Genomic DNA, 18,874 nt, shown 5'->3' with positions numbered 1-18,874 from the left:
TAAATCTACTAGATAAGAATCCATTTTGATCAATCTTTTTTCAAAATGGATTCTTTTTATTTATTGTAAAATACCGGTTTGTGAGGTGCTTTTGATTAAACTTTATTTCAAAGCTACAGTAAAAAAGGAAGAAACATATTTGATATGTACAATATGTTCCTTCCTTTCATTTTATTGGGTTTAAAGGATTTAACCTAAATATAATTCTGATTATTCTTTTAATTGCTTTGCATAAGAATCATAAAACAACCTTCCAGTTATTGTTGCAAGTTGCTTTAATGATTTTTCTTTCTCGTATGTAGTCGGCAATAAGCTCAGTCATATCAATCGGTATATCTTTTATAACAGGCTTTCCTTTAAACATATTGAAGTTACCGCCTCCGCTAGCACGGTAGCTGTTCATGACCACATCATATTGTTGATCGAGCTGCAATGGTGCTCCTTGGTGATTTAGGTGAATAACGCGTTGGCCTATAGGGTTTGAAATTTTTAATTCATATTCAATACCTTCCCACATGTCATAATTATAATGCTGTGGTTTTGGATATGAAAAAGCAGGATTAACCGTTATGTTTCCGTTTTCGATAGTGAAATACTGGGCGGTTTGCTCAAGAGCCTCTTTAATATCCTGACCGCTTATCCGGATGACTTTTAATGTGTTTGGATAAATATAATTGGATACAATATCACGCATTGTGATGTTTGTTTGGAAACCTAGAGATTCATTGGTGAATAAGGCCGTATTTGAAATAGCAGCTCCGCTAGCGTTCATTTGTACGTTGTTAATAAATTCGATATATGGATTATCCTGTAGACGTGTGTGCAGTACGTCTTTAATGGTCATGTCTCCAATGACTGTTCCTATTGATTGATCAAGCCATTTTTGAGTTTCTTCTTGAAAATCATTTATGAAGGAAAGTGTTTCTTGATCTGCCTGGATAGATTCGTCTATTTCGATTAAATTGGCAGAGCAGTTTATACTTGAAATGGATCCTTCTTGTTTTGTTCCCTTTATACATATTTCACCTATATAACGTCCGTGATGACCGGGTTGTAGGAATGTAATGCCATTGATTGTTCCTGTCAGTGTACGGTGCTGATGACCTGTGATTAAAATATCTATACTTTCTAACTCTTTGCATATAGCATAGGCTTGATTTTCTCCTGTTAGCCGTTCTGTTTGTTCCCCTGTTTGTAAATCCCGTTCAAACCCTCCATGATAGGAAACAATTATTACATCTGGTTTTTCCTTTTGACGGATGTGACTGACCCACCATTTTGCGGTGAGTAAAGCATCGTTAAATTGTAGACCTTCAATATTTTTTTTCTCTTCCCAATTTGGAATGAAATGAGTCGTGATACCGAGAATAGCTATTTTGACTTCATCGATTACTTTTATTGTGTAAGGTGTTCCAAAGGCAGGCTCCTTAGTTGATGAATTGATAATATTTGCAGACAGCCATGGAAAAGTGGATTGTTGAATAGCGTCTTTTAAATAATCCAAACCATAATTAAATTCATGATTACCGCAAATAGCCAAATCGTACTGGAGAGAATTAGCGATTTTAATAATAGGATTTTCAGTATTTGGTTTGTATTTAGCATGATAATAGGTTAAAGGACTTCCTTGAATTAAGTCACCGTTATCTAGTAATAATATCTTTTCTTTCATTCTTTTTTCTTTAATAATAGTCGCTATTTTGGCTAATCCAAAGTTTTTTTCCGTATGATTCCGGTATGCAGTCGGATAAATGTATCCGTGAATATCGCTTGTTACTAATAAGCGAATCGTAAAATCGTTTGGCATCGTTTCTCCTTCTTTCTGATAAGTCTAAAAGTATGGGTGGTTCTATTTTTGGTTTTAACGAAAGAAAAAGGTGCTGCTGAGGTTATTTTTCAATCTAACATAAGTATTAAAAAAATCGCAACCACTGTTAAGGCTACGCGCCTTTCATCCGAATTTAAAAAATTATATTTATCTATTAATTTCCTTAAATCTGTTCTCGTTCAAATAAAAGTACTAATTATTTGTTTATATAATCTGATATGTTAGACTTTCGATAGACATATTTTTAATACATCTCAATTCTCCATATATCGAACAAGGCTATTAATAACTAGTCTTTTTTAAATGGTACTATAGTCCTCGTCTGATAAGCCTTATATCAAAGTGAGTATGATAACTAGTGAAATATTTAGGAATATACTACTTAGGCCTTTTTCGGAAACATAAATACAATGACTATTGTGGTATTTTGTTGTTTTAAATCGAATTCTCGATTAAATCAATATATAATAAGGAAGCGAGATAATAGATTGAGGTTAGGGAGGGACATAGAATGATGGCATGGGCGTTAGCCATTTTGTTTGGTGCCGCAGTGATACTGTTCATTTTGTCGTTTATTAAAACGGATTCACCAAAAGTTGAAGACCATCTGGAAAAAATTTCTCTTACTTTTGGGGAGGAAGTGAATCAACTACAAGAAAAAATTCGGACTCTTGAGATAGATGCTGAAATTACAGCACAAGAAGCTGGTATAATGGCAGCTTCTTCTGAACAGCGGATTTTGTTGCGTGAAGTACTCGACTTACATAAACGTGGGTATTCAGTTGAAAGTATAGCAATGAAAACGGGGCAGAATACGAATGAAATAGAACGGTTGATTGCTCCTTATGTAAAAACAAAGCAGGAAAGGGGAAGCGTTGCCAATGACATCTAAATCAATGCGCAGCTTTGCCGGAGGCCTTCTTGTTGCAACAGGTTTGTGCGGTATAGTATACTTCTTTGGATCTACTGAAGCGGCGAGCACACAGACTACAGAACAACTTTCAAAAGACGAGATGAAAGACTTGCTATCTTCTGAAGGATATGTCGTCCATACAGAAAAAGAGTGGGAAGAGCAACTTGCTGAAGTGAAATCTAGCAAAGATAAAGCGGAAACAGAAACAGAAACAAAAGAAAAGATTGTATACCGCACAGTGCTGAAAGTTTCTAAAGGGATGACAAGTATTGATGTTGGTAAAGCTCTACAGCGAGCAAGAATTATTAAAAGTGGACAGGTTTTCTTTGACGAAGTTGAAAAAAGCGGTGTGGAAAACAATTTGCGTCCTGGTACATATGTGGTACAAAGTGACATGACGACAGAAGAGATTATATCTGTCATATTTAAATGATTCTATTTAAAATGACAGTACATCTATTAATTAAACGACTATCTATAATAGGTAGTCGTTTTTTGATGCCATTAATTGCGTATTTATAGAATGTTTCATATACTTGTTTTACTTTGAAACAGGGAAGTGATAAAAATGAATACAGAAAAGAGAAAAGCATTAATTGTTGGTGCAACTGGACTAGTAGGGAATGAACTATTACATATATTATTGCAATCCAATACTTATGAAAATGTAAAAGCATTGGTTCGTAAACCGATATCTATAAAGCATCCAAAACTTACCCAAAGACTGGTAGACTTCGATGCATTAGAAAAGTACGAGGAAGAGTTTGCTGTACATGATGTGTTCTGCTGCCTTGGAACAACAATTAAAAAGGCTGGATCTCAGGAAGCGTTTAAAAAAGTTGATTTTGAATATCCGCTTAAAGCTGCGAAGTTAGCCAAAAAGAAAGGTGCTAAGCAATTTTTAATTATATCTGCAATGGGGGCTAATAGTCAGTCGCGCATTTTTTACAATCGTGTAAAAGGAGTAATTGAAGAGGCTTTAAAACAAGTTCAGCTACCATCTTTACATATCTTTCGACCATCTTTATTGCTTGGGAAACGAAATGAATTTCGCTTGGGAGAAAGATTTGCAGAGATGGTTAGTCCAATATTTTTACCGCTTTTAATAGGAAAGTTAAGAAAATACAAACCAATTCAAGCAAAAGATGTAGCTCAAGCGATGTACCAGATTGCGAAACAAAATCGCATAGGCGAGTTTGTTTATGAGTCGAATCAAATTTTAAATAATAGTAAAGAAATATAAAATGACAATCTTTATCTATATAAAGGCAAAGATCTTTAAGTTAGTTAATATTACGAAAAATAGGCGAGAATACCCCTACCTCAAGGAATGTGAAGGGCGATAGTCCAATGAGTAGGTGGGGGCGCTTGTTAATTAGTATGAACATAAAGACATATATTCAGTAAAGGACTCGAGTATAGATTTTAGATAGTGGTTCCTTTTTCTTCTTCAGATGTAAAGCTAAGTTGATTATTTTTATTTGTCAAATAATTGGATAGAGTTTCTAGGCAATTATCGCGATAGAATGTGTGTAATTGATCGTTGTTTTGCATCAACCATTGAATAAGGGATCCGTCTATCAAAGCACGAATTGTGTAAGAGGCTTTATCAATGTCAACATTAGCAAATGTTCCTTCTTTTTGACCTAGCTGGATAATTTCGCGCCCGATTGACCAACAATTTTCATAAAACCGGTCATTAGTTTGACGAAATTGTTCATTGTGGTTCGCTTGAGCGAGAAATTCAAGATACACTCGGTAAAATTTACGGTTATCACTCGGATTGGCAAAAGCTGCATGGACATAGGCACGCAACTTATCAAGTGCATTGTGCTCCTTACTGATTGCTGCATGTTCATTTTTATAAATTTTTTCAGTAACCCACTCCAGCAGGTGACGAAAAACATCTTCTTTATTTTGAAAGTAATAACTTGTCACCCCTTTGCTTACGTCAGCATAGTCGGCAATATCCTGAAGGGTGACGCTATGAAAGCCTTTTTCGGAAACGGCTTGAAAGGCGGCTCTTAAAATTTGTTCGCGCCGTTTTTCAGCTTTGTTATTCATTAAAATCCACCATCCTATTTTTAATAGTTCCATTATACACAAAAAATGAACGGACAAAATAATGGATAGTAAGGATAAATGCTTGAGATTTCTATTTAAAAGAGTATTTTATTCTGACCGGTCAAAATTATATTGACTGGTCAAATAGTTAACACTATAATCGATTCATGGGATTAATTGTATGAACGAGTGATACAGATATAATAATATCTATAAAAATAATAAAAGAGGTGTGGAGATGAAATCATTTGATGCACTAGTTGTTAATAAGCAAGATGACCAGTTCTCTGTAGGGGTTCAACAGTTTTCACTACAGGATTTACCAGAGGGCGAAGTACTAATTCGTGTTCAATATTCAGGCGTTAATTATAAAGATAGTCTTGCAAGTATCCCTAATGGCAACATTGTCAATACTTATCCATTTGTACCAGGAATTGATTTAGCAGGGGTCGTAGTTTCTTCAGAAGATCCTCGCTTTCAAGAAGGCGACGAGGTCATTGCGACTAGCTATGAGATTGGTGTTTCCCATTTCGGCGGCTATAGTGAATACGCTCGTATTCCGGCTCAGTGGATTGTTCCACTTCCAAAAGGCCTTACGTTAAAAGAAGCGATGATTATCGGAACAGCTGGTTTTACGGCTGCATTATCCGTGCAACGCCTTGAAGAAAATAATCTAACTCCTGACAAAGGAGCTGTTCTTGTAACTGGAGCAACAGGTGGAGTTGGCAGCTTTGCTGTCTCTATTCTATCTACCCTAGGTTATCAAGTAGAAGCAAGTACAGGAAAAGAAGCTGAACAAGAGTACTTAAAGAAACTTGGAGCAACTACGGTTCTATCACGTAAAGATGTATATGATGGAAAGATTCGAGCATTAGGTAAACAAAAATGGGCAGCTGCTGTCGATCCAGTTGGCGGTGAACCACTTGCCTCTGTTTTAAGCCAAATCGAGTACGGTGGCTCAGTTGCGGTCAGTGGATTAACAGCTGGGACAAAGCTGCCGACAACAGTCTTCCCGTTTATTTTAAGAGGAGTAAATTTACTTGGTATTGACTCTGTGTATTGTCCTATGGAGACACGATTGAAAACATGGAATCGTCTAGCAACAGATTTTAAACCGGCAAATTTAGAAGAACTAATTCAACAAGAAGTTACACTTCAGCAGCTTCCGGATGCTTTGCCTACATTACTAAAAGGTGATGCTCGCGGAAGAATCATTGTGAAACTATAACCTAAAAGTGACGAGATATATAAATTCTCGTCACTTTTTCAATGTTAAGTCTGAATCATTTTGATAGAGGTATACGTATTTTGACGAGAGTGCCTTTATTAAGAGTACTTTGAATAGAAATATCTCCTTGATATGTGTCAATAATTCGTTTACAGATTGTTAATCCTAATCCGGAACCATGCTTCTTCATAGAGAAAAATGGATTAAAGACTTGATCTAAACGATCTTTTGGAATACCTACACCAGTATCTTCTATCGTAATGAAACAAAAATCAGCGTCTCTTTCTATTGAAATCGTTAATTTTCCACCATCGGGCATAGCGTGTAAAGCATTTTTAGACAAATTGAGAATCACCTGTTTTATATGATCTTGAACACAAGATATAGGCACATCATCAGCAGGATAGGAAATAGAGAGTTGGACATTCATATAATTAGATTCCGATTGTAAAATAGGTTCTATTTCTCTTAAGATATCTATTGTATTGTAGGTGTTTAATGTATATGCAGTTGGTTTTCCAAGGACTAGTAATTCACTAACAATGGCATTTATTCGAATAATTTCTTTTTGTATCACTTCAAAGTAATACTGGGCTTTCTTATCTAAATATTCTTCGCTAAGTAGTTTAATTAATCCATTTATTCCTGTTAAAGGGTTTCTTATTTCATGGGCAGTGCTAGCAGCTAGATTCCCAAGTAACTCTAGTTTTTGATATTCATTTTGTTCTTTTTCTTTCTTTACTTTAAATTTCAGTCGAAGGTTGTAGATTAATAGTAGTAAAACATTCATAATAATAAAAACCGCCACTAGGTAATAGGAAAATGTATGACGATATAAGTGCTTATTTTCAGGGCCTAATTTTGCCGTAATGATCCAAGAGGGGTGTTTCAAATCGATACGATAATCTACTAGGTTTTCCGTCGAAGTTAATGAGCTTGCCTCTATTACTGTTCTCCCTGATTGATCTGTTACGACAATCATTTCATCTTTTAATAACATTTTTATGGTATTTTCTAATTCATCTAATCGTAAGCTGGCCAGCAATACACCTTTAATTTGTTCATTCTCAGTAACAGGGACGGCGATTGTCATAATATAACGCCCTGTTACTCGACCAATATGTGCTTCTGAAAAACTCGTTTTTCCCGACTTTAGTGCTTGCTGAAAGTACGGTCGATCACCGACATTAACAGGAGAATTTAGTGAATTTGAGCTTATTAATAAGTCTCCTTCTGAATTGGCCCAATAAAAGCCTGAAAAACGTTTATCCTTTTCTTGAGTTTCCTTAAAAATTTCCTCTATATCAATTAAGCTACTATGCTGAACTTTAATCAGGGTAGCAAGCATTTCTAACCGTCCGACTGTTTCGCCAATAAAATTCTCTATATTTGTTGCATGAAGATTTGCATTCGTTTGAGCTCTATCTTTATATTCATTTTCATATTTTTTCATTTTTAGCTCTGCCAAAATGCCGCTGATAATCAGCGCAGGAATCACTGTTATCAAAATATAAATAACAAAAATCTTTGAAAATCGTTTAATGTTCGATGTCCGTATCAAAAAGCTCTTCCCCTTTAATGTTCCGATTAAGTAGTTTCCAGCTGAATATATACGATATAAAATATCCACTTATGATTGACATGAAAGCTTTCAGTCGTATTTTCATCATAAGATATTTAGGATTAAGTATCAATATTATTAGAAGTATAATAGTTATATGGTCGCCTTTGTTGTGCAATGAGGGATTATAGTTGTTTTACTTATTCTATATATTAGTATTAAGAGAAATTTTTTAGGATTAAGTGTGGTGAACCGTACCATAAGTAAATGAGGTTATTTTATATAAAAACGACTATTGAAATAATTAGATATGGTTCCTGTAAAAAAGCTGCAATATACATGAGTAACAGAATGTAAAAGGCCACTTGCTTAGCAAGTGGCTGATTCGACGTAGTGGCCAATTTTAGGAATTAAGTGTAAGTGGAACTACATCTCTGTCTTCGCCTTAACAGCCTCGCCAATCAGCGAGTTTTCTCAAGGTTATCCTGATTTAGTAAATTTGGTCCACCCTTTACTCCTTACCTATTTACTGTTGGTTTTAATATATTCTTTATAGGCTGTTGAGCAAATTAGATAAAAAAATACCTCAAATCTTAAAAAAAAAAACGAAATATATACGATAAGGGGCTGCTACGCCCCTTAAATTTTCTAAATGCAATTAACACAAAACAATGATTTTATAGGGAGTAGTTTGGGCTGGAATGCTAAATGTGGCGGAACCATATACAACAAGTAGATTTCGGTTTGTAGGACTAAGTGTGAAGGATTGATTGTTTTGTAATAATATCGGAGTATAACTAGAGATATTCAATTGTAACTGACCATCACTACTTACCAGCAGGCTGTTAAAATAGTCAACCTTAACATTTTGATCAGGGCTATCTTTTACGATAATGAGGGCCTGATATTGGGGTGGATAAATAAGAATGACAGGTACATTGACATCATAAAAACCAGTTACACGGTCTCCAACTGAAACCATAACATGGTCTAGAAAATATGTTGTTGGACTGATAACAAAATTTACCACCGAACCATCTTCTCTTAATAAGGACATTAATTTAAAACACCCTTTTAATTCCTCATCTGAACCTAATAAATAATCTTGAATCATGGTAATCGTACCAGAAAAAGAATCGTATTTCTTCATTTTTCCTCCTCCTTTATGTTGAATAATAAACGTAATTCACTCTTTAGGAAACCTAGAGGACGGGGTGCGTATAATATTTTAATGTTAGTTCAGTTGGCCTTATAAATTTTATGAAGCTGGTGATTAGATATTACTTAATGAAGGCTAGTTATAAAGAGCAATGATTCTTTAAGACTGTTAGAAAATGATGATGCTAGTCCTCATAAAAAGGAGTTTATTATGTATAACTATTATTCTAGGACAACTATGAATCAGCAAGATATTGTTTCGTTTGCTCGTGGTGATGTAACGGGGGATAGAGTGCCTGATAATGTTTATTTAACCGGAATAAAGACTCCAGCTAGTCCATTTACTCAAAATATTACTCTGCTCATTCAAGATGGAAGAACTGGCACTGTAAAAAGTGTTACACTTCGAGAAAATGCTGGCTACAATCCTACTGTATTCTTAGGGGATTTTACTGGGAATGGAGTAGATGATATTTTAATAAGTATTGCTACAGGTGGTAGTGGTGGAATCATGTACCATTATATTTATTCCTTTGTGGAAAATATGGAATATTTACTGTTTGATTTCAATGTATATAATGAGCAATATCAATATGACGTTACTTATCAAGACCAATACAAAGTGGAAGTTGTCAGTAAAATCAATAATAAAAAGTACATGATAGATATTTCAACAAAAGGTACTGAGTATTTAACTGAAATATATGATGGAAATGGTAAACTGAAAAGTCCTATTACAGGTTTTGTAAATCCTCTAAGTGGCTTATATCCTGTTGACTTTAATTTGGATAAAAGGTATGAGCTATTGGCTTATCAAAAAATTGCTGGAAGATATAATGCAGATTCTTTAGGGTATATTTTGAACACTTTAGGATGGTCGGATAATCGATTTGTTTTGCAAAATCAGAATGTAGCTATTTTGGGATATTAGAGCAACTTATCTAATGAGGTTTTAGAAGCATGAGAATTCTATTATTTTATTAATAATTATTATCTAGGTAAAAAGAAAAAGCTGATTTATATACATTCTATAGACTGTTATATAACTACACTTATGTTTGGTTAGTAAATGGGGAGGGGTTTTGGTTTTACCCGACGTACCTCCAATATGGTGAAGTTGCAGGAGATAGGTGGAACGGTACATTCTGGACGTTCTATGGTTTTGATGAAAGGTTTATTGAAACGGTTGCCTGTTATCCAATCCCTACTTTGTACTAAAAACAAAATCCCCTTGTAAAAATTAAAACCACGATAAATAGCAAAAAAATAATAAAATACTTCATTTAGATATATCACGGAGAACCGTACCATAAGTAGGTGCGGTTTTTTATATAAATGCAGCATGGAGCAATCTCCGTAAAATTAATCTTATGAAACGTTTCCTTTTTATTTACTATTAACAAAATGTATTTGACTACATCGTATACAATTGTATACGATAGAGATGGATTTAAATGTATACAATTGTATACAAAGGGGAGGGTGTATTATGAGACATGAAGGACATAGGGGACAGAATAAACATCATGAAGGTAGACATCGTGGACGTCGCGGGGAGCATGTAGATGTAAAATCAGAAGGAGCGAAAACGTTCCGACGCAAGCGTGCGATAATGTTTTTAGAGCATTTAGAAACTAAGCAGGCAACACTGAAAAAGCAATTGCAAACACCAGAGTTGCAATCCGTTAATCCAATTATTGTTGGTGAATTAAAGGCAACACAGTCGATAATAGATGAGTTTGTACAACTGTTTGAGCTATATGAGTTCGAGGAATATGCGAATTTACGATTTAAAAAAGATATTGAAAATAACACGGAAGCTTAGAAAGAGGATATTGAAAATATGAATATGGAATCAAATTTGACTGTTGAAGAGGTTATCCGTTCCCGTCGAACGATTAAAAAGTTTAAAAAGGACCCGATTTCTTTAGATACGCTTAAAGAGCTATGAGATATTGCGATTTGGGCACCGAATCATAAAATGCGTGAACCTTGGCGTTTTATCGTCTTCTTAGATGAGGGAAAGCAGCATCTTGTGGAAGTTTTAAAAAGTGAAAAGGAAAAAGGGAAGTTCCCTAGACCGATGAAGCCAGAAAGGCTTGAACAATTGCTTTCAATTCCAGCGTTCGTTGTGGTTGTAATGCAAGCAGATCCACGACCAATGATTTTTGAAGAGGATTTTGCTGCGGTGAGTGCTTGTATTCAAAACTTTCAATTAGCAGCTTGGGAGCGTGGGATTGGAATTCTTTGGAATACGGATCCAACCATTTATTCACCAACATTCCATGCACAAATCGGTGTGAAGCCAGGTGAGAAGGTTTTCGGAATTATGCAAATTGGCTACCCAGACATGACACCGAAAGCACAGCAGCGAACTTCGGTTGAAGAAAAGTTAACGGTTATTACAGATTTTGCGAAAAGAAAGCCCATTACGTTGCGCAGGCACCCCCTTTAGGGATGGGATGAATGTTCGCTCAAATGCGGTGTACAGATAAAATACCGAAAATATGTTCTGTACATCACACATTCGAAATGTTATAATTTGGTATATAGGATTTTCTTTGAAAACTGAACATAGGTGGTTGTGGCAGGAAAAACGTCTGTCACGTAAAATGTTCAACGTTCTGCCGACCAACACTCTTCATAGAAAGAGTGCGGTATCGTAATCCTAGACAAGTATCGCCGGTTGAACGGCGTAGTTGGCACCGACCTTGCCCTCTTGAAAGACTGTTTTTCTCTCAAGTGTTGCTCACCCAAGTCTCGCCTCTGCCTCTTCTTATGGAAGGTGGTAAGTGGGATATTTGTGAGAAAGAACCCCATCGGCTTTAGCCATGGGAGTGGTCAGTAGCGCTTCTCAGCTTGAAGAAAATAAGTAGTATCTAATAATATTTGTCGGTAATCGAGTGCAATTCCGAGGGGGAAATTGCGCTCTTTCTTTATATATCAGGCTGAATTGTTTAATAACGAAATGGAGGATTTAGCTTTTGTTTAAAATCTGGCTGATAATGGCTGTACGGTTGAAGAAGTGAAAGTATACAATGATTGGATATTAGATTACGACAAGGACGAAATAGACAAAGTGTTTAAATAAGAATTAATTCTTGTTGAACGAGCGCGTTACATAAATAATGAATGACGCTGCCTTTTCTTTTTGATAATCTGTGCAGGTTGGTCGAAAATAGTGAATAAATATAAATATAAAGTTAACTCTATAATTAAAAGAATGATAAACGAGGAGATTAATCATGAAGCCTTATCAAATAAATAAAATGATCATTGATGATGAATTTGATGGTGAAGAATTCGTGACAACTGATTTTGCTTACCAAAATAAAGATTATAGCATTACTTTTAAAAAAGCAGACCTTGAAATAATTAATACATGGATTTTTAAAGATGGTACGTCTCTACCGGCAAATTTATCTGATAATATTATTGAATTAATAAGAGAAGATGTTAAAAAGAGAATCTAGTCACATGTAGTAGTTCTAATTTATTATGGTTAGTTTTAGAAAAGTTTTGATTATTAATATAAAGAATCATGTGGCTAGCAAAGAAGTGATTTCATTGAACGAATACGAGGGGCTAATGACGACGATTTTTAATGATTAGAAGACCAAATCGCATGTGATTTGGTCTTTTGTATTTGTTGATTATCAGTATTTTATTAAAAAAATGTGAAAGAATGTACGTAAACTAAAGAGTGCTTTAATGCAAGAACAGGACTGTCTATAGACAGTCTTTTTCTTGTATGCAGGCCTATAAAGTTATAGTTTTGCTCTTAAATAGTGCCTATTTAATTCGAAAGTAAACCTTTATAACATCATTAAATCAATTGACCGTTTAGAGCTTAATAAGCCGCATATTAAAGAGTACTTAGAAAATGGTATTCGAGTTAAAAGAAATTAAAGAATCCGAAGAGAAATTAGAAGATATTAATGTATAAATACGATAGATGAAGCAGTGAGAGAGCGATTTAATAGTATTCAAAATTCTGTTTTTTTTACTACCCCCATAACCATTTTGGTTCGTTCGTATTCTTTTAATATAATCATAGAAAAAACACGAGGGGAATAAAGATGAATAAACTAACCAAGGGAGCCCTTGCCATGGTTTTAGCGGGATCGGTCACGTTTTCTGTTGCTAATGTCTTGTTAGTCGATCAATCTTCTAAACGGTTAATAAAAGAAAATGATTTAACCATATCCGAAGTACCAAAGAAATCAGATGTAATTAACCAAGCGGAAAAAACGGCGAAAGATCAAACGTCAGCAACGAATGTGAAAGACGTGCAAACCAAGCTTTCTCATAATACTTCGGCTTTCCAAGCGGCTATAAAAAATAGAAACGAGAGTAATACGACCGTAGTGGCCAGTCACCAAAATACGGAAAAATCGACCGAGAAGACGATAACAAATTCTGCTAATACGAATACGACAATAACTAGAACGTCTGCTGCAACTAGAGGAAAAGAATCTACGACGGCGGCAACTAATGCAACAAGAGCAAAAGAATCAACGACAACAACTACACCCACGAAAACGAGAACGAATACAACCGGAGCAAAAGCACCAACGACAACAACTGCACCAACGAAAACGGGAACGAATACAACCGGAGCAAAAGCACCAACGACAACAACTACACCAACGAAAACGGGAACGAATATAACCGAAACAAAAGTACCAACGACAACAACTGCACCAACGAAGACGGCAACTAATACAACAAGTGCAACCAAAAAGACAACCAACCACGGACAACAAGTTTCTCAAAACGCAAAAGCAAAGGCTGCAAGCTCTCAGAATAAGAAAGAAAAGGCTATAAGCCCTCAGGACAAAAAAGAAAACAACGAGAAGAAAATGTAATTCTTTCAAAAAGGATCACCAAAAGATGGTGGTCCTTTTTGTGTAATAAATCAATATAAAAAAAGACCTTCCCAAATGGAAAGGCCTGTGCAGATATTCTATTATATTTTTTCCTTAACCTCCGCAATGTAGGTCTCTTGAGTAACATTTCCTTTTCTTTTTAGTTTATTCCAACCAACGGTTACTCCCTTTATTGCCGAGAAGATAGATTTTATTACGACATAAGTCATAAGCTGCTTGTATAAAATTCGTTGTAGAAACAAGGAAGCTAGTGGTTTAGGACTTTCTTTCTCCAATCGAAACGCATATAGAGAAGTAAAGAAATCCAGCAAGTAAAACAGTATAAATCCAATGGTTGCTTTACCAGGGTTCTTGCCAAAAAGGGCTATAATGAACAATATATCCGCAATAGGTGATATGGTTTGATAAATATATTGGAAAATCCACATGTTTGGAAGACCAATATACCCTAATGAGTTATGTTTTTTATTAAATAATGCCCCGCGATGTTTCCATAAGCACTGTAATGTACCATAAACCCAGCGGTAACGCTGTTTTTCAAGACTTTTAATATCCTCTGGTACTTCTGTAAAGGCATAAGCCTTTTCTTCAAATTCAATCTTTTTCCCAAGACGTAAAAGAGTAAGAGTGATATCGGTATCCTCTGCCAGGGTATCTTCTTTATAGTACCCAGCTTCTTCTACTGCTGTCTTTCTCCATGCACCGATTGCTCCTGGAACAACTGTAATGCAATTCAGAGCGGCAAAGGCCCTTCTCTCTAGGTTAAAGCCTGTCACATATTCGATATGCTGCCAGTTTGTAAGGAGATTCCCTTTATTGCCTACTTTTACATTACCTGAAACAGCGGCAACATTTTCATTTTTAAAATGGTTTATAAGCAGTGAGATAGCATTTTCAGCAATGAGTGTGTCAGCATCCAGAGCAACTACGATTTCTCCTTTTGCTTCTTTAAAACCAAGGTTAACAGCAGAAGATTTTCCCCCATTGGTTTTTTTAATCAATCTCACGAGAGGATGACTTGCATATGTTTTTTGAACAACAGCGGCAGTATCATCCTTTGATCCATCGTCGATAATCAGTACCTCGAAGTTTGGGTAATCGCTGGATAAAATCGAATCAATTGTTTTGCAAATGACTTTCTCCTCGTTATAGGCCGCAATAACGACACTTACAAAAGGTGTAAAGCTAGGGTCGATTTCAATCTCTTTGTACTCTTTTACCTGCTTTCTAGATAGAAAAACGAAGATAGCAAGCCGCAAGATTCCTAAAAAGATAGCTGAGTAGAATAGGAAGCTTAAGCCTGAACTCCAGCCTTGTATAATCTTAAATACAGCCTTGTCATAGATCAGATAAGGGCTGTCCTGCTTCGTAACAGGGGGCATAATTTGACTATCACTTTTTCCAATTAGATCACCAATAGTAGTAAATGTGTAGCCGCGCTTTTCAAGTTCTTTAATAATAATGGGCAAGGCTTTTACAGTGTTGGAGCGGTCGCCGCCAGCATCGTGCAGCAAAATCACATTTCCTTCTGGCAGTTGCTTCAATACCCGCTTAACGATTTCGTCACTAGAAATTTTTTGCCAATCGTTGGGGTCGATCAATTCACCAACCATGGTATAACCCATATCCTGTGCCCGCAATATAGGCAACAGTTGACTGTTGGTGCTCGGTTCTGCATCGGCCTCAAACGGTGGGCGGAAAAGGTTCATTGAATGACCTGTAATGGCTTGAAATAAACGTTGATTTGCATTAATCTCCATTTTTGTTTGGAATGGTGTAATGGATGCAACATTAGGATGGGTAAAGGTATGACTGCCAATTTCATGGCCTTCCTTATACATCCTTTTAACCAGTTCCGGATGCATCATAGCATTCTCTCCAACTATAAAGAAGGTCCCTTTTATATGATTCTTGTCCAGAATGTCCAATATTTGTGTTGTATAGGTTGGATTAGGACCGTCATCAAAGGTAAGGACAATTTCTTTCTTTTCCGATTTTCCATACCTAGCCACGTGAAAAGGCTTTGGTAATTTCACATAGGTTTCGGTTTCAATCAATCCATGTGAATCTAACCGAATGGTTCTTTTCCCTTTTTCTGATTGAGACACAATTTTTAAAATCTCTCCAGCCCCTGTATAGTGAACAGGATCAGAACTGACCAAGGTTTTAAGGGCATTGGATGGATTGTCTATTTCCTTTGGTTTATTAATGTAATTCCAGATAGCAGGATCTTCAGAACCAAGGCGCCAAACAGCTATTCCTTTCGAACCGCTGTCTATCGATAACTTCATTTGATTATAAAACGTAGCAGCATCTAAAAACCAAACAATGTGTTTTTTTCCGTTCTTTTTATAGCGTAAATAAGGGTTGCCTGCTTCTTTATTCCAATGGATTTTGAGATTTGTTTTAATTCCTAGACTCGTGATATCCCCGAATGTCATCGTATCTGCCGGCTGATTAGAGTTTTCCTCCCAGTCGTATCCATAGTTTCCTAAACTCACAATCAATTTTTCCGAAGGAATATCGAGCTGCTGTAAGTTTTCTTTTACCCAATTAGATGGAGCTATCGGTCCGGGTTTACTCATGGCGTGGTGCTGGTCATATAGCATGACGAACATCCGATCAACGCTAGTTGCTAAAGAAGCATAGTCAAAACTATTGTTATTCGGCGGGACATCCACTGTGACCATGAGATCATGCTGATGAAATGCTTTAGAAACTTTATTCATAAAACGAGTGAAATGAGCTTTGTCCTTTTGATTAATTTCTTCAAAGTCTATATTAATACCGTCAAAGCCATTTGTTCTCACATAAGCTAACAAGTTTTTAATAAAACGATCTTCAGCACCGGGAGTAGTAAATAATCGGTGCAGTATATCGCCGTCCCATTTATTATCAATAAAATTGTTAACTAATGGAAGGATTTTTACATCATGTTCTTTTGCCTCTGCAACAATAGAGTTGTCAGTACTGGTCTTAAGGGTAAGGCTAGAAGTAAGTTGCAGCCATTCCGGCACTAACGTTGTAATAGAATGAACATTATTTTTAAAGGAAGTTTTGCTTTTCTCGTCCCAATTGACATAAAAACCATAAACTTCTTGTTTGGTAGCTATTTGTTTTTTGTTCAACAGACCCATATTTTCTTGAATAATAGGGGAAGGCTTCGTTTTTTGAATCTGTGAAGCAAGCTCTTCTTCACTTAAACTTCTATTAATCGGCTCAATCCCACTTTTTGCTGTGCTAGTATCCAATTGAAGTTCAGGAAATGCTGGATTAGTATTAAGGCTTTCAATAAAAAAAATCGATACTAAAACAATTAAAGCAGTAAAGCCTGCACTTATTCGTTTAATAATGGACCAGCGTCTTTTAGCAGGATCAAGAAAAACATGTTCTTGATTTCTCTCCTTTTTTTTCAGCCCTAAATTGTAAAACCAGTGGAAGAAAAAATAGCAAACAAGACCGATTCCCCCCCCTAGGACACCTGCTGCAATCGCTTGCGAAAGTTGTGCTTTAGCTTCTAGGAAAGAAAATAACCAGTAATCTTCCAATGCTTGTAAATCTAGAAAGGGTAAATCACTAATGTTAGGAATGAAAATGGTAATCAACGTTCCAAGGAATAAGGCGATAATGTTAAGACGCAACAAAAGTGAAAAAGCAAGCAATAATGGAATTCTTAAACTATCTAAAGGCAAAAAGGCCAGAAAAAAACCAAGTGTACTCGCAACTGCTCCTGCATTTCCAGTGACAGGTGCAAACAATGACCTGATAACCCACATAAAAACTCGATTCAATTAGATTCCTCCTCATAGGTGTAGTGTCGAAAAATTTACAATTATATTTAATAGATTGATTTTATACAATGAATCTCTCTACAAAATTTATTGGAACATTAACCGAAAGTGATCCTTAATGTTGCTCATCCATCAGACAAACTTTTTCGACAAAAAATGACTATCAATAAAGGTTTAGGTATTCATTTTAAAATTTGGGGGGTGGGCCAAAAAATTCTTTTAATTTTCAATTGGTTATTGAGGATATTTTTGGTTTTTACTTGAATTACTTCCGATGGAGCGGTAAAGAGAGAGGTGTTATACGGACTATGAAAATAGTAGGGGGGAATCTCTTATTAAAATATGGATCTAGTGTAAAAGGTTTGTTGAGAAATGAATGAGAAGGAAAGTATATCTGGATAGCTGTTGGATGTAGCTCATCACTTATTCATTAGCGGACCACAAGCCCTTAGATCGTGGGTGAGAGGTTTTAGGTGCAGTTAGAGATGGCCTTCAACTATAAGAAGGCCAGTTTCAATCTGGCTTTTTTGATTTGATTTAAAGAGTCTAGTTACTTAACAGCCCCTAATATACTTTGGATGAGGACGGGTACTTTATCATTCTTCTTTGTTGTCTTCAACTATTTTTTGTAAATAAAAGCGAAATAGATTGATTTAATTATTCAAATGAATATATTGGGTATTTTATCCTGTTTTTGAAGTGTTAAACCAAATAATAGATTCCTTATGATGATATTGGTTAATGTGGATATATATTTAAAAAATCTATCTTAACAAAGAAGATAGAAGTGAGGGAATTTTGATGAAACAAAGAAGAAAGAAATTAAAAAAAGTATAATCATGTCAACGATTGTAGCATGTAGCCTTTTATTTGGCTCAATAGGAGTCGGAGCAGAAACTAAAGCTACACATCAAACATCTACATCTGTTAGTGTGACAAAAGCATCTGCTACTGTTTCGAAAAAAGGGGTACTAACTTTCCCTAAGAAATTTAGCACGAAAAAAGTGACAAGTGAATTAAAGCCGGAAGCTGTTAAACTTATAAAAATCTATGGTGATTCGCTTAATACAGGAAAAACTAAATCTTTCAATTCATATGTTAATAAACATGTAGCTGAGAATGCAGATACTAACTATTTACTTGGCTGCAAATATGTACGTAATAATTACAGTCAAAAAGTAAAGGGAATGAGAAAAGCCAATTCGAAAAAAACTCTTTCCACTTATTCGAAGGCCGTTAAAGAAGTTAAAACGTCCAAGTTGAAAGTTGACAATACGTATAAAGGAACGGGATTTGCTACATTTACAGATTTCCCGAACGAGAAAGCCCACTTCTTTAGAGGTGGGATGATAGAGAGGTCGAACCAGGCGTGTCTCGTGACACGTTAATGGTTCGATTTTTTCGTGTGTGGGTGTATTTCTTGTAATAGGAACTGGTGTTCT

Annotated in this window: 15 protein-coding genes; 10 read left to right on the top strand and 5 right to left on the bottom strand. The window is 35.7% G+C overall.

What is annotated here, in order from left to right; all coding sequences use genetic code 11:
* Positions 1-238 precede the first annotated feature (238 nt).
* Positions 239-1,807: a bifunctional metallophosphatase/5'-nucleotidase gene (locus ACE199_RS04275; protein ID WP_375348728.1), complete on the bottom strand. Its 1,569-nt coding sequence runs from the start codon at positions 1,805-1,807 to the stop codon at positions 239-241.
* Positions 1,808-2,339: 532 nt separating this feature from the next.
* Here ACE199_RS04275 and ACE199_RS04270 point away from each other — a divergent pair.
* The 3 genes from ACE199_RS04270 to ACE199_RS04260 all read left to right on the top strand — a co-directional run bounded on the left by ACE199_RS04270 (position 2,340) and on the right by ACE199_RS04260 (position 3,984).
* Positions 2,340-2,720: a hypothetical protein gene (locus tag ACE199_RS04270; RefSeq protein WP_375348727.1), complete on the top strand. Its 381-nt coding sequence runs from the start codon at positions 2,340-2,342 to the stop codon at positions 2,718-2,720.
* On the top strand, positions 2,710-3,174 hold the full coding sequence (locus ACE199_RS04265) for a hypothetical protein (protein WP_375348726.1): 465 nt from the start codon (positions 2,710-2,712) through the stop codon (positions 3,172-3,174). Before ACE199_RS04270 ends, ACE199_RS04265 begins: the two co-directional genes overlap by 11 nt.
* A gap of 135 nt (positions 3,175-3,309) precedes the next feature.
* Positions 3,310-3,984, top strand: a complete 675-nt coding sequence (locus tag ACE199_RS04260) for an NAD(P)H-binding protein (RefSeq protein ID WP_375348725.1) — start codon at positions 3,310-3,312, stop codon at positions 3,982-3,984.
* A 182-nt stretch (positions 3,985-4,166) separates the two neighbouring features.
* Here ACE199_RS04260 and ACE199_RS04255 read toward each other — a convergent pair whose 3' ends face one another.
* The gene (locus tag ACE199_RS04255; RefSeq protein WP_375348724.1) at positions 4,167-4,805 is read right to left on the bottom strand and encodes a TetR/AcrR family transcriptional regulator; all 639 of its coding nucleotides are present in this window, start codon (positions 4,803-4,805) and stop codon (positions 4,167-4,169) included.
* Between the two features lie 238 nt (positions 4,806-5,043).
* Between ACE199_RS04255 and ACE199_RS04250 the strand changes: the two genes are divergently transcribed.
* The gene (locus ACE199_RS04250; protein WP_375348723.1) at positions 5,044-6,033 is read left to right on the top strand and encodes an NADPH:quinone oxidoreductase family protein; all 990 of its coding nucleotides are present in this window, start codon (positions 5,044-5,046) and stop codon (positions 6,031-6,033) included.
* Positions 6,034-6,088: 55 nt separating this feature from the next.
* On the opposite strand, the gene ACE199_RS04245 is transcribed toward ACE199_RS04250, so the two are convergent.
* Positions 6,089-7,486, bottom strand: coding sequence for an ATP-binding protein (locus ACE199_RS04245; RefSeq protein ID WP_375348722.1), 1,398 nt, complete (start codon positions 7,484-7,486; stop codon positions 6,089-6,091).
* 766 nt (positions 7,487-8,252) lie between these two features.
* Positions 8,253-8,744 (bottom strand): hypothetical protein, encoded by a 492-nt coding sequence (locus ACE199_RS04240; protein WP_375348721.1) that lies wholly within the window; start codon positions 8,742-8,744, stop codon positions 8,253-8,255.
* Between the two features lie 219 nt (positions 8,745-8,963).
* On the opposite strand from ACE199_RS04240, the gene ACE199_RS04235 reads away from it, so the two are divergent.
* The 5 genes from ACE199_RS04235 to ACE199_RS04215 all read left to right on the top strand — a co-directional run bounded on the left by ACE199_RS04235 (position 8,964) and on the right by ACE199_RS04215 (position 13,620).
* Positions 8,964-9,683, top strand: coding sequence for a VCBS repeat-containing protein (locus ACE199_RS04235; RefSeq protein ID WP_375348720.1), 720 nt, complete (start codon positions 8,964-8,966; stop codon positions 9,681-9,683).
* A 558-nt stretch (positions 9,684-10,241) separates the two neighbouring features.
* Complete coding sequence (locus ACE199_RS04230; RefSeq protein WP_375348719.1) at positions 10,242-10,577, top strand: hypothetical protein; 336 nt, start codon at positions 10,242-10,244, stop codon at positions 10,575-10,577.
* A gap of 129 nt (positions 10,578-10,706) precedes the next feature.
* Positions 10,707-11,207 carry a nitroreductase family protein gene (locus ACE199_RS04225; protein WP_375348967.1) on the top strand — a complete coding sequence of 167 codons (501 nt, stop codon included), beginning with the start codon at positions 10,707-10,709 and terminating at the stop codon, positions 11,205-11,207.
* A 790-nt stretch (positions 11,208-11,997) separates the two neighbouring features.
* On the top strand, positions 11,998-12,225 hold the full coding sequence (locus ACE199_RS04220) for a hypothetical protein (RefSeq protein WP_127761082.1): 228 nt from the start codon (positions 11,998-12,000) through the stop codon (positions 12,223-12,225).
* A gap of 606 nt (positions 12,226-12,831) precedes the next feature.
* Positions 12,832-13,620, top strand: coding sequence for a hypothetical protein (locus tag ACE199_RS04215; RefSeq protein WP_375348718.1), 789 nt, complete (start codon positions 12,832-12,834; stop codon positions 13,618-13,620).
* Between the two features lie 101 nt (positions 13,621-13,721).
* Here ACE199_RS04215 and ACE199_RS04210 read toward each other — a convergent pair whose 3' ends face one another.
* Positions 13,722-17,417: a trifunctional glycoside hydrolase family 18/polysaccharide deacetylase/glycosyltransferase family 2 protein gene (locus ACE199_RS04210; RefSeq protein WP_375348966.1), complete on the bottom strand. Its 3,696-nt coding sequence runs from the start codon at positions 17,415-17,417 to the stop codon at positions 13,722-13,724.
* Positions 17,418-18,271: 854 nt separating this feature from the next.
* On the opposite strand from ACE199_RS04210, the gene ACE199_RS04205 reads away from it, so the two are divergent.
* The gene (locus ACE199_RS04205; RefSeq protein ID WP_375348717.1) at positions 18,272-18,820 is read left to right on the top strand and encodes a hypothetical protein; all 549 of its coding nucleotides are present in this window, start codon (positions 18,272-18,274) and stop codon (positions 18,818-18,820) included.
* The last annotated feature ends 54 nt before the right edge of the window (positions 18,821-18,874 follow it).

Source organism: Peribacillus sp. Hz7 (genome assembly GCF_042136355.1).
GTDB lineage: Bacteria > Bacillota > Bacilli > Bacillales > DSM-1321 > Peribacillus > Peribacillus asahii_A.
Note: the sequence above shows the minus strand (reverse complement) of the source record. Positions and strands in the feature narration are given on the sequence as shown.

Bases quoted from the DNA above. Each gene is read 5' to 3' on its own strand.
- ACE199_RS04275 (WP_375348728.1), bottom strand. From the start codon at position 1,807: ATGCCAAACGATTTTACGATTCGCTTATTAGTAACAAGCGATATTCAC.
- ACE199_RS04270 (WP_375348727.1), top strand. From the start codon at position 2,340: ATGATGGCATGGGCGTTAGCCATTTTGTTTGGTGCCGCAGTGATACTG.
- ACE199_RS04265 (WP_375348726.1), top strand. From the start codon at position 2,710: ATGACATCTAAATCAATGCGCAGCTTTGCCGGAGGCCTTCTTGTTGCA.
- ACE199_RS04260 (WP_375348725.1), top strand. From the start codon at position 3,310: ATGAATACAGAAAAGAGAAAAGCATTAATTGTTGGTGCAACTGGACTA.
- ACE199_RS04255 (WP_375348724.1), bottom strand. From the start codon at position 4,805: ATGAATAACAAAGCTGAAAAACGGCGCGAACAAATTTTAAGAGCCGCC.
- ACE199_RS04250 (WP_375348723.1), top strand. From the start codon at position 5,044: ATGAAATCATTTGATGCACTAGTTGTTAATAAGCAAGATGACCAGTTC.
- ACE199_RS04245 (WP_375348722.1), bottom strand. From the start codon at position 7,486: ATGAAAAAATATGAAAATGAATATAAAGATAGAGCTCAAACGAATGCA.
- ACE199_RS04240 (WP_375348721.1), bottom strand. From the start codon at position 8,744: ATGAAGAAATACGATTCTTTTTCTGGTACGATTACCATGATTCAAGAT.
- ACE199_RS04235 (WP_375348720.1), top strand. From the start codon at position 8,964: ATGTATAACTATTATTCTAGGACAACTATGAATCAGCAAGATATTGTT.
- ACE199_RS04230 (WP_375348719.1), top strand. From the start codon at position 10,242: ATGAGACATGAAGGACATAGGGGACAGAATAAACATCATGAAGGTAGA.
- ACE199_RS04220 (WP_127761082.1), top strand. From the start codon at position 11,998: ATGAAGCCTTATCAAATAAATAAAATGATCATTGATGATGAATTTGAT.
- ACE199_RS04215 (WP_375348718.1), top strand. From the start codon at position 12,832: ATGAATAAACTAACCAAGGGAGCCCTTGCCATGGTTTTAGCGGGATCG.
- ACE199_RS04210 (WP_375348966.1), bottom strand. From the start codon at position 17,417: ATGTGGGTTATCAGGTCATTGTTTGCACCTGTCACTGGAAATGCAGGA.
- ACE199_RS04205 (WP_375348717.1), top strand. From the start codon at position 18,272: ATGTCAACGATTGTAGCATGTAGCCTTTTATTTGGCTCAATAGGAGTC.